This window comes from Helicobacter vulpis, from assembly GCF_003660395.1.
Classification (GTDB): domain Bacteria; phylum Campylobacterota; class Campylobacteria; order Campylobacterales; family Helicobacteraceae; genus Helicobacter; species Helicobacter vulpis.
Window position 1 is genome coordinate 1 of sequence record NZ_QXQT01000021.1, and the last position, 19,977, is coordinate 19,977.

The 19,977-nt window shown below is 47.3% G+C and carries 21 protein-coding genes and 1 pseudogene; 6 read left to right on the top strand and 16 right to left on the bottom strand.

What is annotated here, in order from left to right; translation table 11 throughout:
* A partial coding sequence (locus EAO38_RS06980; RefSeq protein ID WP_162982722.1) for a tetratricopeptide repeat protein occupies positions 1-684 on the top strand: 684 nt, incomplete at its 5' end.
* Between the two features lie 10 nt (positions 685-694).
* Here EAO38_RS06980 and EAO38_RS06985 read toward each other — a convergent pair.
* The 3 genes from EAO38_RS06985 to EAO38_RS06995 form a co-directional block, all read right to left on the bottom strand.
* Positions 695-1,525 carry a hypothetical protein gene (locus tag EAO38_RS06985; protein ID WP_121022409.1) on the bottom strand — a complete coding sequence of 277 codons (831 nt, stop codon included), beginning with the start codon at positions 1,523-1,525 and terminating at the stop codon, positions 695-697.
* Positions 1,526-1,897: 372 nt separating this feature from the next.
* The gene (locus EAO38_RS06990) at positions 1,898-3,655 is read right to left on the bottom strand and encodes an ATP-binding cassette domain-containing protein (RefSeq protein ID WP_121022411.1); all 1,758 of its coding nucleotides are present in this window, start codon (positions 3,653-3,655) and stop codon (positions 1,898-1,900) included.
* Between the two features lie 14 nt (positions 3,656-3,669).
* Positions 3,670-4,986, bottom strand: coding sequence for an NCS2 family permease (locus EAO38_RS06995; RefSeq protein ID WP_121022413.1), 1,317 nt, complete (start codon positions 4,984-4,986; stop codon positions 3,670-3,672).
* Positions 4,987-5,071: 85 nt separating this feature from the next.
* On the opposite strand from EAO38_RS06995, the gene tilS reads away from it, so the two are divergent.
* Positions 5,072-6,106, top strand: coding sequence for a tRNA lysidine(34) synthetase TilS (tilS, locus tag EAO38_RS07000; RefSeq protein ID WP_121022415.1), 1,035 nt, complete (start codon positions 5,072-5,074; stop codon positions 6,104-6,106).
* Here tilS and ybeY read toward each other — a convergent pair.
* A complete protein-coding gene (gene ybeY, locus EAO38_RS07005) occupies positions 6,081-6,512 on the bottom strand; it encodes an rRNA maturation RNase YbeY (protein WP_407927432.1) in 432 nt (143 codons plus the stop codon). The two genes, tilS and ybeY, sit on opposite strands and share 26 nt — an antisense overlap.
* 87 nt (positions 6,513-6,599) lie before the next feature.
* On the opposite strand from ybeY, the gene EAO38_RS07010 reads away from it, so the two are divergent.
* Positions 6,600-7,622 (top strand): outer membrane protein, encoded by a 1,023-nt coding sequence (locus tag EAO38_RS07010; protein ID WP_328588094.1) that lies wholly within the window; start codon positions 6,600-6,602, stop codon positions 7,620-7,622.
* Between the two features lie 18 nt (positions 7,623-7,640).
* Here EAO38_RS07010 and EAO38_RS07015 read toward each other — a convergent pair whose 3' ends face one another.
* Positions 7,641-8,096, bottom strand: coding sequence for a phosphatidylglycerophosphatase A family protein (locus tag EAO38_RS07015; protein WP_121022420.1), 456 nt, complete (start codon positions 8,094-8,096; stop codon positions 7,641-7,643).
* A 49-nt stretch (positions 8,097-8,145) separates the two neighbouring features.
* On the opposite strand from EAO38_RS07015, the gene serB reads away from it, so the two are divergent.
* Positions 8,146-8,775, top strand: coding sequence for a phosphoserine phosphatase SerB (gene serB, locus EAO38_RS07020; protein WP_121022422.1), 630 nt, complete (start codon positions 8,146-8,148; stop codon positions 8,773-8,775).
* Between the two features lie 211 nt (positions 8,776-8,986).
* Here serB and mrdA read toward each other — a convergent pair whose 3' ends face one another.
* Genes mrdA through EAO38_RS07060 form a run of 8 tightly spaced genes read right to left on the bottom strand, consistent with a single transcriptional unit; the run spans position 8,987 to position 15,774 of the window.
* Positions 8,987-10,759, bottom strand: a complete 1,773-nt coding sequence (mrdA, locus tag EAO38_RS07025) for a penicillin-binding protein 2 (RefSeq protein ID WP_121022424.1) — start codon at positions 10,757-10,759, stop codon at positions 8,987-8,989.
* Positions 10,746-11,192, bottom strand: a complete 447-nt coding sequence (locus EAO38_RS07030) for a hypothetical protein (RefSeq protein ID WP_121022426.1) — start codon at positions 11,190-11,192, stop codon at positions 10,746-10,748. The genes mrdA and EAO38_RS07030 overlap by 14 nt, the downstream gene beginning before the upstream one ends.
* Entirely contained in the window at positions 11,185-11,811 is a 627-nt protein-coding gene (gene yihA, locus EAO38_RS07035; RefSeq protein ID WP_205588371.1) for a ribosome biogenesis GTP-binding protein YihA/YsxC, read from the bottom strand. The genes EAO38_RS07030 and yihA overlap by 8 nt, the downstream gene beginning before the upstream one ends.
* Positions 11,798-12,364, bottom strand: a complete 567-nt coding sequence (gene lptA, locus EAO38_RS07040) for a lipopolysaccharide transport periplasmic protein LptA (RefSeq protein WP_235852555.1) — start codon at positions 12,362-12,364, stop codon at positions 11,798-11,800. The genes yihA and lptA overlap by 14 nt, the downstream gene beginning before the upstream one ends.
* On the bottom strand, positions 12,361-12,891 hold the full coding sequence (locus EAO38_RS07045; protein ID WP_205588374.1) for a hypothetical protein: 531 nt from the start codon (positions 12,889-12,891) through the stop codon (positions 12,361-12,363). Before EAO38_RS07045 ends, lptA begins: the two co-directional genes overlap by 4 nt.
* Positions 12,892-12,939: 48 nt before the next feature.
* Positions 12,940-13,914, bottom strand: a complete 975-nt coding sequence (locus EAO38_RS07050) for a septal ring lytic transglycosylase RlpA family protein (RefSeq protein ID WP_121022432.1) — start codon at positions 13,912-13,914, stop codon at positions 12,940-12,942.
* Complete coding sequence (locus EAO38_RS07055) at positions 13,898-14,995, bottom strand: lytic transglycosylase domain-containing protein (RefSeq protein WP_121022434.1); 1,098 nt, start codon at positions 14,993-14,995, stop codon at positions 13,898-13,900. Before EAO38_RS07055 ends, EAO38_RS07050 begins: the two co-directional genes overlap by 17 nt.
* Complete coding sequence (locus EAO38_RS07060; protein ID WP_121022436.1) at positions 14,995-15,774, bottom strand: TatD family hydrolase; 780 nt, start codon at positions 15,772-15,774, stop codon at positions 14,995-14,997. Before EAO38_RS07060 ends, EAO38_RS07055 begins: the two co-directional genes overlap by 1 nt.
* A gap of 126 nt (positions 15,775-15,900) precedes the next feature.
* Here EAO38_RS07060 and EAO38_RS07065 point away from each other — a divergent pair, with 126 nt between their 5' ends.
* Both EAO38_RS07065 and EAO38_RS08945 read left to right on the top strand, forming a co-directional pair.
* On the top strand, positions 15,901-16,383 hold the full coding sequence (locus EAO38_RS07065) for a hypothetical protein (RefSeq protein WP_235852556.1): 483 nt from the start codon (positions 15,901-15,903) through the stop codon (positions 16,381-16,383).
* A gap of 20 nt (positions 16,384-16,403) precedes the next feature.
* Positions 16,404-16,550, top strand: coding sequence for a hypothetical protein (locus EAO38_RS08945; protein WP_162982724.1), 147 nt, complete (start codon positions 16,404-16,406; stop codon positions 16,548-16,550).
* A 19-nt stretch (positions 16,551-16,569) separates the two neighbouring features.
* Here EAO38_RS08945 and EAO38_RS07070 read toward each other — a convergent pair whose 3' ends face one another.
* The 3 genes and pseudogenes from EAO38_RS07070 to EAO38_RS07080 form a co-directional block, all read right to left on the bottom strand.
* Complete coding sequence (locus EAO38_RS07070; RefSeq protein WP_121022440.1) at positions 16,570-16,890, bottom strand: cupin domain-containing protein; 321 nt, start codon at positions 16,888-16,890, stop codon at positions 16,570-16,572.
* Between the two features lie 10 nt (positions 16,891-16,900).
* Entirely contained in the window at positions 16,901-19,303 is a 2,403-nt protein-coding gene (locus EAO38_RS07075) for an outer membrane beta-barrel protein (RefSeq protein ID WP_121022442.1), read from the bottom strand.
* A 76-nt stretch (positions 19,304-19,379) separates the two neighbouring features.
* Positions 19,380-19,977: pseudogene (locus EAO38_RS07080) on the bottom strand (outer membrane protein); the annotation flags it as partial.

The window sequence follows — 19,977 nt, forward strand, 5'->3', positions numbered from 1 at the left end:
CTAGAAAAAGCGGGGGCAAAGGGGGATAGCCAAGCCTATAATGAGCTGGGATTGATTTATCAAGATGAGAGCAGCAATCTTAGCACGGGGACTATCCTAGAAAATAGGCATAAAGCGGTGGCGTATTTTCAAAAGGCGGTGGCAATGGGGAATGCCAATGCCTACACCAACATGGGAGAGTATGTAGATGAGAATAAAGCTATGGAGTATTACAAAAAGGCAGGGGAGTTAGGGGACGCGCTGGGGTATGTAAGCTTGGCAGGGATGTATCAAGGAAAGTGTGAATATGAGACATTCAAGAGCTGTGCGGGCGCCTTTAAAAAGAGTGTGGAGTATTTAACATTAGCGGGGGCTTTGGGAGATGACTATAGCTATAAAGAATTAGGCGACACCTATTTTTATGGTGGCTTGTTTTATAGGAACTGGGAAGAGTACCAAGAAGTTCCTGCACCACCCTCCTATACTCCCCGCATCCCACGCGATTACAAAAAGGCAGCACATTACTACCAAAAATGCGCAGACATGGGGAATGCCTATTGTTATCTATCGTTAGCAAAATTGTACAAAAAAGGCTTAGGGGTGCCAAAAGATGCCAAAAAAGCGCGCGCATACGAGGGACATGGGAGGGATATCTTGTGTGTGGGAGAGGACTTGGATGATTATTGTGAGGGGGATGGGGAATAGTTGATTTACCTTACTCACTTCTGTACTCCGGATGTCTCTTTTGGATGGTTTCTAAAAGCGTTTTTGCGCTGTAAGGGCAGACATAAACTTTAGGCACGCTTTTTTCTGTAAAGTATTTGATAGGGCGATAAAGCTTGTAGCGGTCGTTAGTGTATTTTCCATTAGCATCTACAACAAAGGTCGCTGTGTTGTCATCTAAAAATTTAAGATAAGTGATGTCACCACTAGGATTGATCTCTCCATCTCCATCTGCCTCTTCTTCTTCATCCCAAATCCTTAATCGCTCTGATTTTTTTAGATCACCTCCCAAGTCGCTCAGGGTCTCTATGAGGTTAATATAAACAATAGTAAAAACATCTTGCTTCACCTTGACATCTAAAATGCGCCCAAAACCCGCATTCTCCTGATTTTCCTCGCCATCAAAGCTATTTCCCGGGCTAGCTGCTAACAAAGTGGGTTTGTAGTAAAGAGAAAAGTATGGGTAGTTGTCTAATTCTTTAGTGTTCTTAGGATTTAGATTTAAAAGCCTTTGACAATCCTTAGGACTATCAGCAAAGACCTTATCCCAAAAGGAACGCCCCTTAGAGTCCTTTAAATCTGTATTAACTTTTAAAACTCTAGAGTCTGAAATATCGCCTTTAGTGAAAACATACTGCTCAGGGATGGGCGCATAAATGAGATTGCCCTTAGAATCCCTTAGATCATTGCCCTTAGAATCCATTAATTGAGAGTCTATTTTAATCGTTTTGATCTCATAAGACCCATCATTAACACTCTCTTCATTGGTGTTGCTTGTGGCATTTAAAAATAAAGTCAAAAGTAAGAGGATGAGGGGTTTCATTTTTGCACTCCTGTGTGGGTTTTGATGATAACATCAATCGCTTAAAATACCCATTTTCCATAATTTTGTATGTTCTTATCCACTTTGCAATTAGAGAGGAACAAAATTGACATACTCCCCATAGCTAAAGCTAGGGGATTCTAGCTTTAGTGGAGATCGCGGCTTCAAGCAGGACAGCTCCGTTTGGAGTCTTACATTCCCTATTCCAAAGGTTGATGCCCCAACCCCAAGGGTATTACCCCGTAAGGGTCGTGGTAATGGGCAGAGAAACCACCGCCCCGCTAAGAGCTTGTCCTAAGAGTAAAAGGAGAATGTTTTTGTTGAAAACTACCCTTAACATGCTAGCAATCCTTATCTTGGCTTTCAAGCTATTTAAGAATTTTTTAAACTCTCTTTATACAGCCTAGCAAACAAGCCCTTTTGGCTTAGCAGAGTGTCAAAATCGCCCCGTTCAACCAAGCGCCCTGCATCTAAGACAAGAATCTCATGGGCATTTTTAGCGCTCGCAATATGGTGTGTGATGAGGATCGCCATTTTGTCCTCTATCATTTTAAAGATAAAATTTAAAAAGTCTTTTTGGGCGATGGGGTCAATGGCACTTGAGGGCTCATCTAAAATCATGCAAGAACTTGCTTTTAAAAAGGCTCTCAAAGTGGCTAGGCTTTGCTTTTGCCCCCCTGAAAAATCCTGCCCATTGTATTGGATACCAAAAATATCTCTCCCAAATTGCGCCAAAAGCTCTTTAGTGGATTCTAGAAGACTTAAGGCGCGTTCTTGAGTGGCTAGTTGGACTGGGCTAGGCTGGGTTTGCATAAAAATATTCTCTTCAAGACTATAGCCCGCATAGAAAGAAAAATCTTGAAAAATAGCGCTGAGTTGTTGGCGGTAGCTTTTAAGATCTAAATCTTTTAACAAATAGCGCTGGTTGATAATGATCTCTCCTGAGCTAGGCGCATAAAAACCCATCAATAACTTGATTAAAGTGCTTTTACCGCTCGCGTTCTTGCCCACGATGGCATAAATTTTAGACGCGCTAAAGGCGCAATTGATATTGTGCAAGACCTGTTTGTTTTGGTAAGAAAAACACACCTCCTTAAAGCGGATATGCGTGATGGCTTCTTCTAACACCTGCTTTTTTTCTGGTTGATCTTGGGTGTCTAAAAGTGCAAAATAGTTTTTAAAATAGGTGTTGATCACAAAAAACCACCGCCCAAAGAGAGCCAAGTCCTCTAATTCTTGGTTAGCCATGCTAAAGGCTTGGATATACCCAGCCACAGCCCCCACGCCCACACTCTTAGCCAACAAGATAGCAATCGCAAAAAACAAGAGACTCGCGTTAAATAGAGCCACCAAGATATTTAAAAACAGGCTATGGATCAGTTGTTTTTGGTGGATATTTGTGAAAGATTTGAGATACTCCCTCTTTTTCAAAGTGAAGTCTATTTTAAAGGCAGCGATGAAGTTGAACAAGAGATTGTCTTTATTCTTCGCGCTGTCTAAGCCATGTTGTAAGTAGTTTTGCAGAGCTTCTTTTTGATCTTGCAAAGAATCTAATTCTTGGCTGTGTTTCTTGGCGATGTGGTTGGAGAGCAAAAGGCTAGGGGTACTTGCCAAGAGCATCACAAAGGGTAGGTAGAGACTAATAGAGCCAAGCACCACAAAAAGAGAGAACAAGCCAATGAGGCGTTGCGCACTGAAAAAGAGATTATTGACATAGTTAAGCGGTCTAATGTGCAAACCATTTTTCAGGGTATTGATTTGCACACTACGCTCTTTATCCTCTAAAAAACTTAGATGAGTGGTTGTCTCTAGTTTGTCCGCTAGCTTGCTCAAGATATGCATAGAAAACTCTTCAGCAATCAAGGTTTGCAAGTGGGCTAAGGCTTGGGCACACACATGCGATCCCAACAACACCAAAGCCCCTAAAGACAAAATCTCTATTAGAGGTTTGTATTCTAAGCTTTTATGTTGCAACATCCACGCGATAAGGTTAATAAGCTTGATGGTAATGGCGACACTCAAGGAGGGGAGCGCGCCAACCAACAAGACCAAACCCAAAGCATAGCCCATGCGTTTTGGCGCGCTTTGGCACAACTCAAAGAAAGTGCGTAGGGGGACTAGGCGATCCATTTGGTAAAAGCGGTTCAGGCGTGCGCGCCGTGTAACGCGTCTAAGATGAACTGTAAGGTGAAGAGTATCATAAAGACATACAAGAGGGGGTGAACTTGTTTGTATTTCCCCCGCACAATCTTAAGCAAGGGATAGAGAATCAGCCCCGCCCCCACCCCACTGGTGATACTATAAGAGAGAGGAATCCAAAAGAGCACGAAAAAGGCCGGCAGGGCTTCTTCTACATCATGCCAATCTATGTCGCTCAAATGACTCATCATTAAAAACCCCACGATAATCAAGGCGGGCGCGCTGATGGAGGGAACACTGGCTAACATCTTAGCCACAGGGGCAAAAAATAGCATGCTCATAAATAGCAAAGCAACCACCACACAGGTAAAACCCGTGCGCCCCCCCACACTCACCCCCGCACCCGATTCAATATAAGCAGAAGTGGGCGAAGTGCCAGCCAGCGCGCCTACCGTGCTTGCGATCGCATCGGCGCATAACGCGCTTTTAGCGTTAGGAAAACGCCCATTTTGCAATAATCCAGCCTGCCCGGCAATACCAATCATCGTGGCGGTCGTGTCAAAGAGCATGATCAAAAAAAAGGTGAAGATCACAGCGGCCAAATCTGGGGTGAAGCTCTTGAAATCCAATTTTAAAAATGTGCTCGTGGCGTGGGATGGCAATTCTATGAAAGAAGCAGGGAAGTTAACCTTCCCTAGTAAGACACATAGTAACGCGCTTAAAAGCATGCCCAAGAAGATGGCAGCGCGGATACGATGGACTAAAAGGATCACACTCCCTAACAGACCTAATAGGGACAAATAAGCGATGGGATCGGAAAAATCGCCCAAGGTGACCAAAGTCGCGCTAGAAGCGCTGATCAAATGGGCGTTTTGCATCCCTATAAAGGCGATGAAAAGCCCGATCCCTGCGCTAATGCTCGCTTTCAAAGAAGGAGGGATTGCGTTGATGAGAGCTTGGCGTAGACGCGTTAGGGACAGCAACAAAAAGATCAAAGAAGCCACAAAGACACTGGCCAACGCGCTTGGCCATGGAATCTTCATCCCCAAGACGATCACAAAGGTGAAGTAGGCGTTCATGCCCATCCCTGGGGCAATGGCGATGGGATAGTTGGCCACCACGCCCATAATGAGCGTGCCCAGCACAGAGGCTAGAATGGTGGCTACAAAAACTCCCTCAAAATCCATACCTGCCTTTTGCAAGATAGCCGGATTGACCACAAGAATATAGGCCATTGTGATAAAAGTACTCAATCCGGCTAAAATCTCGGTGCGCAAATTGGTTTGGCGTTCTTGAAAGCGGAAAAAACGCGCCACTGGCATAGCACTCCTTTGGAAAATCTTAGAGTCTTTGGTGTTAAAATAGAAGAGGGAGATTCTAGTGAATCTAGTTTAAGATGGGGCTTAAATGATTGCTTTGGAACGTGTAGCATATCTGCAAAAGAGTCGATGTCTATTGGGCTTTTCAGGCGGAGGGGATAGCGTGGCGTTGTTTCATCTGTTATTAGAGCAGGGCGTGCGCTTTGATTTAGCCATCGTGCATTATGGCTTGCGCGCCCAAGCCCACCTAGAGGTACAATACGCGTTGGCATTAGGGCGCAAACATGCTAAGGACGTGCATGTGCTCTATGCGCCCCTAAGGGGGGGGAATTTAGAAGCGCGCGCGCGCGCCAGCCGTCATGCCTTCTTTAAACGCCTGAGTCTCCAATTTGGTTATGAATGCGTGATCCTAGCCCACCATCTCAATGACAAATTAGAGTGGTTTTTCATGCAGCTTGCCAAGGGAGCGAGCTTACAAACTCTCTTGGGTTTTGAAGCCCTAGAGAATAGGGGGCACTACACCCTAGCGCGCCCCCTCATCTATACCCCCAAAAGCGCGCTAAGAGATTATCTACACACGCGCCACCACCGCTATTTTGAGGATCGCAGCAATGAGAATCCACGTTTTAGGCGCAATGTTTTTAGGCATACTTTGAGCGATCCCTTCTTGAATATAAAGGGCGTTGATAAGGGCTTGAAGCGCAGTTTTCAGGCTTTGGACTTGGAAAGATGCCAACTCTACCCTCCCATTAAGATGTTTTGTGTGGCAGGGGTGTGGGTGTTTAGGCAGAATGATCAAAACTTATACTACATTGATGGCTTGTTGAAACGCTTGGGCTATGTGTTGGGCTATAAACAACGTCTAGAGTTAGAACGCCAGCGGCTCAACACCCTCTTTAGCACCCAGATGAAAATCTATTGTGTGGGGGCTTTGGAAGGGTTTATCTTCGTGGGGAGTAGGGCGCGCGCCACGCCCACAGCCCTGCCCAAAATCTATAAAGAGCAATGTCGATCCTTAAAAATCCCAAAAACATTGCGCCACGCCCTCTATAACTCTCAATGGCAGGACAATTTAAAAGCCATCGCGCGCGCCAAACTCACTCTGTGCGCACCATCAAACTAGGGGGCAAATTGAAATGGGCGATAATCTCTTGTTCTAAAGCGCGCTGTTGCCCTTGATCGCGCTCGTGATCATAGCCTAGCAAGTGTAAATAGCCATGCACGAACAATAGAGCGATCTCCTCTAAGAGAGAATGCCCGCGCGCTTGACTCTCTTGCAAGGCTAAATCTATATTGATCACCACACTGCCTAGCAACGCGTGCCCGGGCATTTCTAGAGGGAAACTCAGCACATCGGTGCTTTTAGGGCAATTTCTAAATTCTAGGTTTAGCTTGGCGATCCGCGCGCTCTCCACTAAAACCAACTCCACACAATGGGGGTGTTTAAGGTATTTCATCATGGGCAATAGCTTAGGGGTTAGCCAGCCTTCTAAATCTAGAGGCAGATTCTCTTGGCTCACCTCACACACGATTTCAAGAGCGTATGTAGACAAGGGCTTAGACTTTCAGCGCGGGGAGTGCGTAGCGGGTTTTTGTGAAAAACCCGTATGACAAGTATGCATGTAGTGATAACCCTCAATTTTAAAATATACGCCACCCATTATAGCCAAACTCCGATGAATGTGGTCTTGACAATCAAATCAAAGCGCGCTAGAATCCTTAGTCTATTTTATTTACAAAAGGAAGTTATTATGGCATGCTCCACAAGCCACAAGCCACAAGCCACAAGCCACAAGCCACAAGTATTAAACCTTAGGTCTCCCCTTTTAACCTTTAGTGCCCTTGCTCTTCTCTCCCTAGTACCCTTGAGTGCGGAGAAAGATGGCGCGTTTGTAGAGGGTGGGTTTGAATACTCCAATTTTGGAGGGGGTCAAAAATTGAGCAACCCTGTTTTAGCGCGGGTACTAGGCAAAAGCAAGCCCATGAATGGAAATCTCTTTGGGGCGGATATCCAAATCGGGTATAAACAATTCTTTGGCAAGAAAAAACGCTTTGGTTTGCGTTACTATGGCTTTTTTAGCGGGCAGGGGGGGAGCGCTTCTTATGCACAGCAACAATTCCAAGAAGATGAGGATGGCGAGGATGTAGCCTATTGGGTGCCAGTCAAACAGCAAGCGGCCAATTTATTCTATGGGGTGGGCATCGATGCGCTGTTTAATTTCTATGAGAAAAAGCAACACAGCTTTGGGGTGTTTGCTGGGGTGATGGTAGGGGGGAGTTCATGGCTGATGGGCAAGGGCTACGCAGATGGGCAATGCGCGTACAGCAATGATAGCGGGCAATGCGTGAGCATGAATAGCTATTTTAAAGAGCGCGCAAGTTTTTTCAATGACTATGGTTTTAAAGGCAATTTTTCACCCACCTATGTACAGGTTTTGGTCAATCTTGGCTTTAGGGCTAATCTGACTCCACATCAGGGCTTTGAATTAGGCGTGCGTATCCCCACCATTAACGACCCCTACCTCACCCTCACCCGCACACAGGATTATGAAGAATACGGGATCAAAAAGGGCGATTCGATCAACATCAGCTTCAGACGCAATATCGCGATCTTTCTCAACTATGTGTATAATTTTTAGGCATTTGCGCCATGTCCCCTAGGGCATGGTGATAAGATGGGTGAGCAAGAGGGCGCACAGGCCGCCTAGCAGACCGGCCAAAGCGTCATCACCCACCACCCCCAGTCCCCCTTTGACATCGCGATCGATTTTGCCGATCAAGGAGGGCTTATAAATATCAAAGAGGCGGAAAAACACAAAGCTAGCCAACACCCCCACCACACTAAAACCCGCGATCGCCATGGCCATCCACATCCCCACTAATTCATCGATCACAATGTGTTTGGCATCATGGGTGTTGGTTTCTTGTTCGTAAAAATCGATCTGTTTGATCGCGATCACTCCAACCAACAAAGCACTTAAAAACAATGTATTTGCCGAAGCGTACAAAATGGGCAAGCCCAGCACAAGGGCGACCACACTCCCGGCCGTGCCCGGCCCCTTAGGAAACCTGCCCGCATAACACAAGGTTAAAAAACACTCTCTAACATCCATGCCGCATTATAACAAAATTGGCTAAAATAGGGGTTTTCTAAGGAGTTGTATGAAATTGGCGATCTTTGATTTTGATTCCACTCTGATCAATGCCGAAACTTTGGAAGCGCTCGCAGAGGCGTATGGAGTGGGGCAAGAAGTGAGAGCTGCCACCGCTAGGGCGATGGAGGGCAGGGCAGATTTTTACACAAGTTTAGTCAGTCGGGTGGCCTTGCTCAAGGGCATGGAGATTGGGGTAGCCAAAGCCGTGTGCGAGAGTCTGCCCTTACACAGGGGGGCTAAAGAAGTGGTGCAAGGCTTGCAAACGCGCGGTTATAAGGTGGTGTGTTTTAGTGGAGGGTTTAAGTTGGCGACCGCGTTTTTTAAGGAAAAACTGGGTTTAGAGGCAGATTTTAGCAACACATTACACGCGCGCAATGGGGTCTTAGAAGGCTTGGTGAGCGGGCCTATGATGCGTGGGGATTCTAAAAGAGAAATGTTATTGGGTTTGCAACAACTCTTGAACCCGCGCCACACGCTGGTGGTGGGCGATGGGGCTAATGACATCAGTATGTTTGATTTGGCCGATGTGAGCGTGGCGTTCAACGCTAAAGAGATCGTCAAACAACACGCCAGCGCCATAGCGCGCTCGCTAGACTTGCGCGAGGTTTTAGATCTATTAGACATTTCTGCAGGTTGACACCTCTCATAACTAAAGTTAGAGGTTTCTAACTTTAGCAGGAATCGCGACTTCATAGGACAGCTCGCTTTGGAGTTTTGTGTTTCCTATTGCTAAGGTTGATGCCCCAACTCCAAGGGTATAACCCCTTGATTGCTAGGCAGATATTAGTGTTAGCCAAATCCGCCTAGCTAAAGAGCAAAGCATGTTGCTTTGTGGGGCTTTGCCCCCATCAAGGCTTGATATAACCTAAATCTAAAAGCGTGTTGGCCATTTCTTTGAGGAGGGGGCCATTCTTGCTTCCCCCTTCTCCATGTTCGACTAGAATTGTAACCACATATTGGGGTTTTTCATAGGGTAAAAAGGCCGTGATCCACGCATGCGATCGCTGGGAATATTCCATTTCACTTTCTCTAGTGCGTGTGGTGGTGTTTTGATCGATGCCCACCACCTGCGCCGTACCTGTCTTGCATGCTAAACTCACGTGGACTCCACGCGTGCTTTTATAGGCCGTTCCCCCCTGTTGGCTACACGCTTCATACATGCCCTTGCGCAATGCGGGCAATTTAGATTTTTGGAACTTGTCTAACACATCTTTGGCAGGAAAATCCCCATTTTGTTGGAAATGGGGGGTGGGGAGCTTGCCTGAGGCTAAAAGCGCGGTGTAATTAGCTACTTGTAGGGGTGTGGTTAGAAAAGAGCCCTGTCCGATAGCCGTGATCAACGTGTCGCCCACATTCCAAATAGTGCCAAAACGCTTCATTTTCCAGCTAGGATCGGGTAGAATGCCCACAAATTCATTGGGTAAATCCACGCCACTTTTTTTCCCAAAACCCATTTGCGAAAAGGTTTTAGTGAGTTTTTCAATGGGGAGATCAAGGGCGAATTTATAGAAGTACACGTCTACAGATTCCTTAATGGCCTTGTAGAGATTGGAGTCTTGGTGTCCCCCGGGTTTCCAGTCCCTAAATTTGCGCTTGCCCACTTCAATATAGCCGGGTGTGGGGATGATGGTGTTTTCATTCATGGGTAAATTCTCTAAAAAGCTCAGAGCTGTTCCCATTTTCACCACAGATCCCGGGGGATACAGCCCATTAATGACTCGATTGAGCAGGGGGTTTCCTGGATCGTCTTGTAAACTCTTCCAGTCTGAGACACTAATCCCCCCAATGAAATTATTGAGATTATATTCAGGGTAGCTCCCGGCTACTAAAATCTCCCCACTGCGCGCGTTCATAACGATGATCGCCCCGCGTTTGTCCGCAAAGAGCGCGTCTGCCTTGCGTTGTAATCTTTTATCTAAACTCAAAATGAGATCGTTATTGGTCTTGGGCTCTTTGATCTCCAATAGCTCTAACTCTTGGTTTAACGCGTTCACGCTCACCAATTTATAGCCCAACGCGCCCTGCAAGAGAGCGTTATACTCTTTTTCTAGGCCGGTTTTACCGATGGTGTGGGTGTATTGGCTGGCGGGGTTTTTGGCGATATCATTGCTATCGGCCGCGCCCAAGTAACCAATGACATGGGAAGCTAACGCGTCATTGGGGTAGTGGCGCTTATTGGTCGGGGCGATCACGATGTCTGGAATCTGCAAAAGTTTGGCATAGAGGGTTTGCATGGAGGCATAGGGGACAAAATCTAAAATGGGGATTGCGTTGTGGTTGTAGCGCGAGTTTTGTTTTTGGTAATTGTCCAACGCATCGTCTTTGTCTAAATCCGGGAAATAATACTTTAAGAGCGCAATTTTATCTTCCAAGGCTTTGCTTTTTAACGCTGGGGCAAGAGAGATGCTAAAGCCTAGTTGGTTAATCGCAAGCAATTCGCGATTGCGATCCATGATGATCCCGCGCGTGGGGACTAAGATTTCTTTCTTAGTCATGTTACGCAAGGCAAGTTGTTCGAAGTAGTCATTGGTTTTGATGCTGAGAATAAAGATTTTAAAGACCAGCACTGCCCACACCAAACCCAATAGACCCAATACAAAGCGCATTCTAAGCCCTAGCATAGACTCTCCAAAGCAAAAACTCTAACACACTATAACTCAGCACTTCTCTCCAAAAAGGGGCGTAATGGTGATTCCATAGTGCTAAAAACCCTAAATACAATACGTATATACAAAACCCATGCACCAAATCCCCTAGCACATTGTCTTGAAAGGCGCGCAACAAGTGCCGCACAACTAGCTTTTCATAGAAGATGAACAGTAATACCAGCACTCCTAAGGGTTGGGTGTGGATGAGCTCCACACTCACAAGACAGACAAAAACCCACACTACAAACCCCACGCGTGGATTCTCTTGGGTTAGGGTGTGGCGATAAAGGGCAAAGAGAAAACCCAGCATGGGAGGTAACCATGTGTAGATGTCTCTCAAATTGCTATAGAGATAAAAGCCTAACCAAGTTGCCACTAATGTGATGGGGAAGCGGGTCTTAAACATCTGTATTCTTAGCAAAGAGACTTTTTAAGATGGCGCGCTGGAGTTTTAAAAGCGTCCCAAATTTAGGGTTGAGCGGGCCTTGCGCGCTGATTAAGGGCCCATTGTGGGATTGATAGAGGGCGTGTTGCGCGTTTTTAGGCAACTTGTCAAATTTGGTAAAAACGCGCTCTAGGCTTTGATCAGGGTGCAAGACACTTTGTAAAAAGGCATGCACTTGCTGGTCTAATTCTAAACCCACATGTCTAGAATCAATGAGATGCAAAATGAGTTTGATAGAAGCGCGTTGGGTGAGGAGCGCGCTTAGGAAGCTTTCCCACTCTTTTTTGCGTTGTTTGGAGACTTTGGCGTACCCAAAACCGGGCAAATCAATACAATAAAAACGCAGAGTCTCTTGGGGCGCAACGCGCCATGTGGTGCTAAAGAAATTCGCGCTAGTGGTCTTACCCGGGGTGGCTGAACTTTTGGCGATCTGGCATTGTAAAATACGGTTGATCAACGTACTTTTACCCACATTACTACGCCCCACAAACGCCACTTCAGGCACGCATTCCGGGGGGCATTGGGCTAGATGCGTGGCTGCGATCAAAAAACGACTCTCTATAATCTTAATGGGATTCATGGGTTTTAGACTTGGGGGAAGCTTCTTTGCTATTTTGTTTGGGGGCTTCTTGGGATTTTTTTTGCTTTTGTTTCTTTTGCTCTTGCTGGATGTCGTCCATGTCAAAGACAAATTTAGCCGGCTTGTCCTTACTTCCTAGCACATCGGCATACCCGCGTTCCTTGCTCAAGATGATCTCTTCCCCCTTAATGGAATTGATCTTGCCCACTTCATTCACTACCGCATTTTGTAAAAGGCGGTATTCCTGTTTGATCGCATCGTAAATCAGGCGATCAGAATGCCCTTCCACTTCGCGCCCATCTTGGGTTACTAGGTGGAATTGCACTGCGCCCATTGCCTCGTATTTAACAGGTTTGCGCTTGGCATTCGTGTAGATGATGACTTTGTTGGCGTTTAAGGTGTCCTTGCCCTTTTTAATATGCACATGGCCTTCAATGGTGGTGATATGCTTCTTATCATCGGCGACAAACTTATCAGCGATCACCTCTAAGGTCTCTCTAATAGGCGCGCCCTTCAATAGTGCCAACACCAACACCAACACCCCCCATCTCACAATTTTAAGCCCTTTGCATTAGGGACATGGGGTTTGGATTGTTTGGCACCTTGCAAATCAATCAAAGCATGGACATGTTTGGCGTGCAAAAGCCCATCGGCGTGGTTGTAAGAAATATCCTCCCCATTCACATCCCCCTCAGGCCCACTCATTCTAAAAGGCCCCCTGCCTTGGAAGGTCTGCTTTTTGTGATCGTAAACCCCGTATTGACTCCAAAAGCTCTGTCCGCTGCTGGTGGTGTATAAAACTCCCTTAGGGAAGCTATAGAGTTCTTTTTTATGTACCATCACTTCCCCCCTTGCTTGTTCTTGCACCTTGTCTTGGGGGTCGTACTTGCTCAAGGTGAAGTCATAGAGCACCTCGTGATCGCTATATTGCAACGCCCTAGTCCCTCGGATGCTCAAATCCGTGCCCTCGGGATTGGTTTGGAACGCCTCAAACCCGCGCACTTCAATTTTAGCGAAATTCTTAACAGGAGAAAGGGAAGTGGGGTGGGGCTGCAGAAAAAAGACAATCAAAGCACCCATCACCACACTCACCCCTAGGAAAAACACCCACAGCGTGTTAAAACGCACCTACTCGCGCACCAAAAAGCCAGATTTACCCATACTCTTAGCAAAATCGTTTGCCTCCGCCTCGCTTTGAAACCCCCGGATGAAGACCCGATAAATGGGCTGGTTGCCCTTAGTGCCTTGCACGATGGCGGTTTGGTAGGGTTTTTTAAGCAGGGGTTTTAAATCCATCTGGGCTTTTTGCGCGCCCTCTTGACTTCTAAAAGCCCCCATTTGCAAGGAAAAATGCCCCCCGCTCACGCTTTTTTGACTCTCGCCCACTTTAAATTCCTGTTTGAGCGCGCGCGCATGCGGGGCTTTTTCTAAGGTCTTTTCATATTGCTTAGAAATCACCCCCCCAAAGCCTAGCACTTCCAGCCTGACGGGCGCAACCCCCTTGCTCACCATCGCGATGTCATGGGCGGCGACATTGGAGAGATCGATGATACGGTTGGCCACAAAGGGCCCTCGATCGTTGATGCGTACAATGGTGCTTTTATTATTGTCCTTATTGGTAACTTTGACGATGGTGTTCATAGGCAGAGTTTTATTAGCCGCTGTGTGGGCGTACATGTTGTAAGTCTCCCCATTACTAGTGCGTTTGGCATGGAAGTTAGGCCCATACCAACTTGCATAGCCATCAAAAGTCTGCCCCACATTGACTTTTGTGGGGTAGTACGTTTTATTCCCCACCCGATAAGGGCGCATCGTGGCACGTTGGATTGCTTCTGAATCGCGCATACCCGCTGTCAAGCTACTGCTTGGGACATTAGCCATGCTCTCAGGGGCCGTGCCTGAAGTGCTTTTAGATTTGTGTTTATGCCAAGGCCAAAAGGAATGTTTACGCGGCTGGGGCGTGCCAAACTCTCTAGCGTCATCGTAGGCGCGCAAACTTTCATGTTTGGCCAGCAAGGGGCGGCTGCTTTTATTTTGGTTAGACGCGCAACCCCACAGCGCGCACAGGATCAAAAAGCCAAAAACTCTAAAACGCCATGTCATTTTGCGCGACTTTTTTCAAGCTCTTGGAGGGTTGTTTGAGAATGGGAATCAAAAGAGTCTGACGGGTGCTTAAAAAGGAACTCTTTAAATTGTTCATCGCCTTGAGCATTGCCACGCTGGTGTGGAATTTGCGCGCGATGGAGTAAAGCGTTTCTCTAGGTTTGACCTTGTGAGTAACAAAGGCATGTAAAGGGTTGCCCGGCTTATAGTGCTGTTTGAAATGGGCGAGATTCTCATAGGGGATATAGACCGTGTAGGCCTTATCGGGGGGGAGAAAATTGTAATGGAATTGGTGGTTATAGGATTTGAGCTCGCTTAAAGAGAGACGCGCGCCCTTAGCAATAGAAGAGAGCAAAGTACCCCCCTGAATTTTCAGGCTAGCTAGGCTAGTGCGCGCCCCGCGATTGAGCAAATACTCCTTGTGTTGCAAGGCATCTAAGTTATTGAAGGCGATGGCTAAACTCAAAATAGATCGAATGTACCCGCGTGTCTCTTTAGGGAGAAATCTCTTGGTATCGTCCAACAAAACATTAATATCATCGCTACCGGCTTCTTGGATGGCCTCTAACACCCTTCTTGGGCCATAGTTATAGGCCATCGCCACGAGATACCATTGTTTGGTTTGTTTATAGAGCATGTGCAGGTATGTGATAGCCGCCTGTGTACTCTTGATGGGATCGCGCCGTTCGTCTACATAACGATCCACCTGTAAGCCTAGCATTCTGGCGGTGTCTGGCATGAGTTGCCAGATGCCCACGGCTTTTTTGACACTATAGGCACTGGTGGAAAAATTAGACTCAGCCATCGCTAAGAATAAAAATTCCACCGGAATATCCGCTTGGGCGAGCATACTTTTGATTGTGGGGATGAAAATCCCGCTGCGATCGTAGCGTTGTACAAAGTGATCCCAAGCGTCTTGCACATTTTGTAAAGTTTGGGAATTATCCACACTGGCTAGAAACTCTGCATTGACTCCAAAGCTATTTAGGGGCTTGAGATTAAGGGCGGTGTTGATGGGCTGGGCATGGGCTAGGGTGTACCCCACTGATAGCATAACCAAGAGTTTTAAAGGGCGCACCATCAAGACACCTTAGCATAAGGGGCAAGCCCAAAGAGAGTGGCGGCGTTGGCGTTAGTGGTATGGGCTAAGTGGGCGGGCTCTATGTTTAAGACTTGGGCAATTTGCTGGGCGATCAAAGCGGTGTACTTGGGCTCGTTGCGCGTACCTCTAAAGGGGTGAGGGGTTAGATAGGGCGCGTCTGTCTCTAAGACAAGACGCTCTAAGGGAATATGGGGGAGGGCATTTTGCAGGTGCTTGGCATTTTTAAAAGTCGCCACACCCCCAATGCCATAGTAGAAATTCTTATGGAGTTTGAGCAAAATGGCATCGCCATTGAAGCAATGCAGCACCCCGCGTGCGTGCGGGTATGCTTTGAGAATTGCATAAGCATCATCGCTGGCCTCCCTGATATGTACGATCAAGGGCTTGTCATAGGCTAGCGCTAATTCAATTTGGGCGCAAAAGACTTCTTTTTGGCGCGCCTTGTCCAAATGCCCCCCTTGGCGTTGGAAATAATCCAGTCCGCATTCCCCCACCGCCACGCACTTGGGGTGCTGGATATGCGCTTCTAGCTGCGCGTTATCAAAGTGCTCGACATCCAAAGGGTGTACCCCAACGGCAAAATACAGCTCCTCATAACGCGTGCATAATTGCAAAGCCCTGTTTAAATCCCTAGGGTCCGCGCCCGGAATCACCATGCGCGTGATCCCTGCTTGCTTGGCGTTCTCTAAAACTTGTTCCACATCGGTATGGTAAAGCCGGTGGTCCAAATGGCAATGCGTGTCTATCCACTGCAACATCAATTCCTCCGCGTTAGGCTTTCTTTAGGATATTATATTATATTTTTAAAACTTTACTCCCCCACTTTAAGCAAACTCCGTTAAAAACCTTTCTGTGCTATGATCTTAAAAAATAATAGGGGGTGCGTGGTGGTGTCGATCTTCCCACTTTCCAAGCCTAGAAAATGGCTGATCAAATGGCAAACCAGACGCTTGGGCAGGCGACTCAACACTAGAGCTTTGCTTTTTGCTGTGTTGATCTTCTCCAACCAAAGCGATTTAGAAGGCCAATTGGAGAAACTCAAAACCTATTTGATTCAAAGACTCCCTGCGCGTATCGCCCCCAAGGTTTTTGAACGCGTGCTTTTGCATGTGTCTAATTATGGTCTGGATGAAGCCCTGTATCTTAGGGATCGTGCCCGCGTCTTTGAACTCTTGGTACAAAATATCCAGTTGTATGCGCTGGTTTTAGATCTTTGGGATGAGCCCTTGTATGCCAACCAGCGCGATATCTTGAAAATCGCCGTGCAAAACGCCTATGACAAACGCTATCAGTTAGACACCCAGAGCCAGCGCGCATTGGCCTACCAAATGCGCCAATACAATCCCCACGCTGTTAAAACGCTTTGATTTAAGCGTGTGGCCATAGCTTGGCTCTTGGCTTTGCCACTTCGCGTATCAACAAGGTGTTAAAAAGTGCTGTTGAGAGCGAGTCTGTGCGTATGGCTGAGATCAGCGATGCGCGCTTGAGGGAAATATGCCAAGAATACCAACAATTCTTAGCTACTGCGCAGTGAACAAAGTTTTAGCGACTATTCAAGTTTTGCTACTGTGCGCTGGAGCGTGATTAAGACTGAGGTTTAGAACACTGTCTTCTAAACCGCCTAAGCTATGGGGGGTGTGGGTATCTAGAACAATGCAATCCCCTGTCTCTAGGGTGTGCCTTGTGCCCTCTATTTCAAACCAAATACGCCCCTTTAAAACGCGCAACACAGTCTCCCCGGGGGCTTGGTGTTCGCGCATCTCTTGGTCTTTGGGCACGCAAATGCGTATCTCTTTACGGCTTGGCGTGTCCAGCAGCGCTTGCACATGGAGAGAATTAAAATATACATCCTCAAAAAAACGCAAAATTTGCATGCCATCCCCTTTAAAAAATCTGCGTGAAGTTCATAAATAGCGAAGAGCTTTTAAAGCTATCTATGAGCTTTAGACTCTCATAACCATTCAAACTGGTAGGGGCCATGAGGGTGCGGGTTTGGGCGATCAAGGGTACATGCGCGCCCAAAGTCCATTTGAAGCGATCCACGCGTATGCTAATCCCAAAGGTCGCGTCAATATTGGCATTATTGCTCACCTGTGCCTGCGTTACATTGGAAAAGCGCGCTGTCCAGATATGGGCGATCCCCAAGAGTCCGGCAAAAAAACCATAGGCTTGGATTTTGGGCCTCCCCCCTCCTGGACTCTTTTTGATTTTGCTATAGACATTAAAAAGCAAATTAGCCCCTATGCCAAGGCTATAGCGGTTGACATTATTGGCGCGGATGGCTGTGCTCAAGGCCTTATCCATGTAGAGGTAGCGGTAGCCAAAATAGCCATAGTAGGCGACACCCATAAAGGGCGTGAAATACTTTTGATACCCCCCCTCTAATTGCACCCCAAATTGCAAAGAACGGCTTGATAGGTTTTGGTTGGTGATGGTGATCATCGGGCGCGTGGGGGCGTTGATAGAGGGCATGGGGGTTGGGGTGGTGGAGATGGTGGGCACGCTCACATGCGTGGGAGCAGGGAGGGTGTAATTAGGCGTGGGGGGGATGGGGTAGGGGGTGGTGGTGGGTTTGAAGTCGCTTAGGGCTTGCTGGGCTTTGGTGTAGTTGGCTTGTGCGCTAGTAGCAGCGGCTTGTGCGCTCTGTGCGCTGGTGATCGCGCTAGAGGCGGTGCTCTCTTGAGCATTGATATTCTTTTGGATACTGGCCACTTGAGCGGAGTCAAAAGAAAGACCGCCTAAAAAGGTGATGTTGCCATAACTAATTGTTTGACAACGATCTAAGCCAATCCATAGCGGGCTCTCTGAGGTACAATAGCCCCTAAAGGCGTTGTTTTGTGCGGTGTTGGTGGGGCTGGGAGTGCGCCCAAGCCAGTATTGATTTTGCTCAAACACGTCTAGCATGTAGGGGATCATGCTCGTAGCATAGTCTGTAAGCAGGCTTTGAGCTTGGGTAATATTGCCGCTGCTCAGGGCTTGGTTAAATAGAATGGAGAGTTTAGAATTGGCAAAATTGCCCGCAAAATTAGAGGGGCTTAAATAGGAGTTGAGGTAGGCAAATTGTTGTTGTATGGCCGCTTGGGCCGTGGCATTGTTTTGAAAATAGGGCTCGGGCCCTATATATTTGCTGGCTGCATAGGGGGCTAGAGCGCTCACATTAAAAAGCGTGTTCCACATTTCTGAGAGAGTGAGTCCGGTGGGCAGTTTGGGAGCACTAGGGTAAGTACTTCCACAGCTATTAGGGCCAGAAGAGCTCATATTGCCTGAGACGATATTGGGGATAATGCAGGTGCGCCCGCTATTGGCGTAGGTGAGATTATTAATCCCGGTGGCGCTCTTGCCCCATGCTTCTCCCAGGGCGTATTGCATCCACTGGTTATGAAAGGCTTGGCCTAAAATCTGGGCGATGGTAGCAATTTGGCTAAGGGCCTTGGTGTTAGCAGCAGTCGCTGCAGCGCTGGCAGTGGCAGCAGCAGCTTTGGCGGCATTAGCGGCGTTGGTGAGCTGGGCGACCTTGGCGGCGTTTTGCAGGACGACTTTTTTATCCGCACTATTTAATTTAGTAATATCGCCACCGATAGTGGAGGCTAGGGTGTTGATGTCGCTAGCTAGGGTGTTGATGGCTTGGATCACTTGGGTGGGGGTGAGCGAACTGACTTGGGAGCTTTGCACAGGGGGGGTGATGGGGGTGTAGGTGATGCCTAATTCTTTAGCGGCCTGAGTGGCTTGGGTGTTGAGGGTGCTTAGGGTGTTGAGGGCTTGGGTGAGGGTCTTTTGGTTGTCCTGATTCACACTGCCTAAAGCATTTTTGTATTGTGTCAGACTATTTTGCGCCTGATTGATGAGGGCTTGATTCTTGGCTTGGTAGTTGCTGACAAGCTGGTTTAAATAGTTTTGATAACTAGAGGTGTCTTGTTCTAAGCCTATGAGGGCTTGGGTGTGTAGCGTGCGCGCTAGGTGGTCTTGCAACTTGGCTAAAAGCTGGGCGATTTGGGTGGAGTTGGGGTTGAGACTGGAGAGCTCTTGAGCGAGGGCTTGGAGTTTGGCAAGCGTTTGGTTTTGGTTGCTTTTAAGCTGGGCTAGGGCGTTTTGATAGGCTTGCAAATTGGCTTGATAGGCGGCAATTTTTGCGGCATTGGCATCTGGGGCGCTGCGCACACTCTCTAGCGCGCTCCCCCCCCCAGCGCTCATACCAAAGGAGACAAAGGCCCCATCTAAATAGGAGGCAAAGGGGTGCGCGTTTGCGCCACAACACAGGTATAGACTAAGGCTTAAGGTTTTTTTCATGGAGCTGCCCTAGACATGAGATATGAATAGTATGCACAAATAGTAACATAAAAAAAGCCTTTTGCCCCTGATCTGGCTAAAAAATCGTGACAAAATTTAAGAAAAGATCCGCGCTCTTGTAATTGTCTAAGAGTTTAATGGTTTCTGTACCCTCGCGATTGGATAACTCAATGGTTTGATTAGCGTTAGCTAGAGGGACATGCACGCCTAGCATCCACTTGAAGCGGTTGAAACGCATGCTAAAGCCAAAGGTGGCGTCCACATTAATGCTATTGCGCCAAATCCCGGTATTATCGCCTAAAAAGGTGGCGTTCCACAGATTGAACAAGCCTAGCAAGCCTGCAAAAAAGCCATAGGTTTGAATCGAGGGGTGTTTCATGTACTTGCTTTTTTTGATTTTGGTGTAGACATTCAATAAGAGATTGCTCCCAAACCCCGCGCTATAGCGATTGAGGGCGTTCACATTGCTATCCGCAATGAATTTTTTCATATACAAGTAGCGGTAACTAAAATACGCGTAGCTAGAAATGCCAATAAAGGGCGTGAAAAATTTTTGATAGCCCATTTCGGTTTGAAACCCTATTTGCATGGAGTGCTCTTGTAAATTGCTCGTAGAAATGCTCACCATGGGCACTTGGGGTTTTTGATAGTGGGTAGGGGGGCGGGGCTGGTGC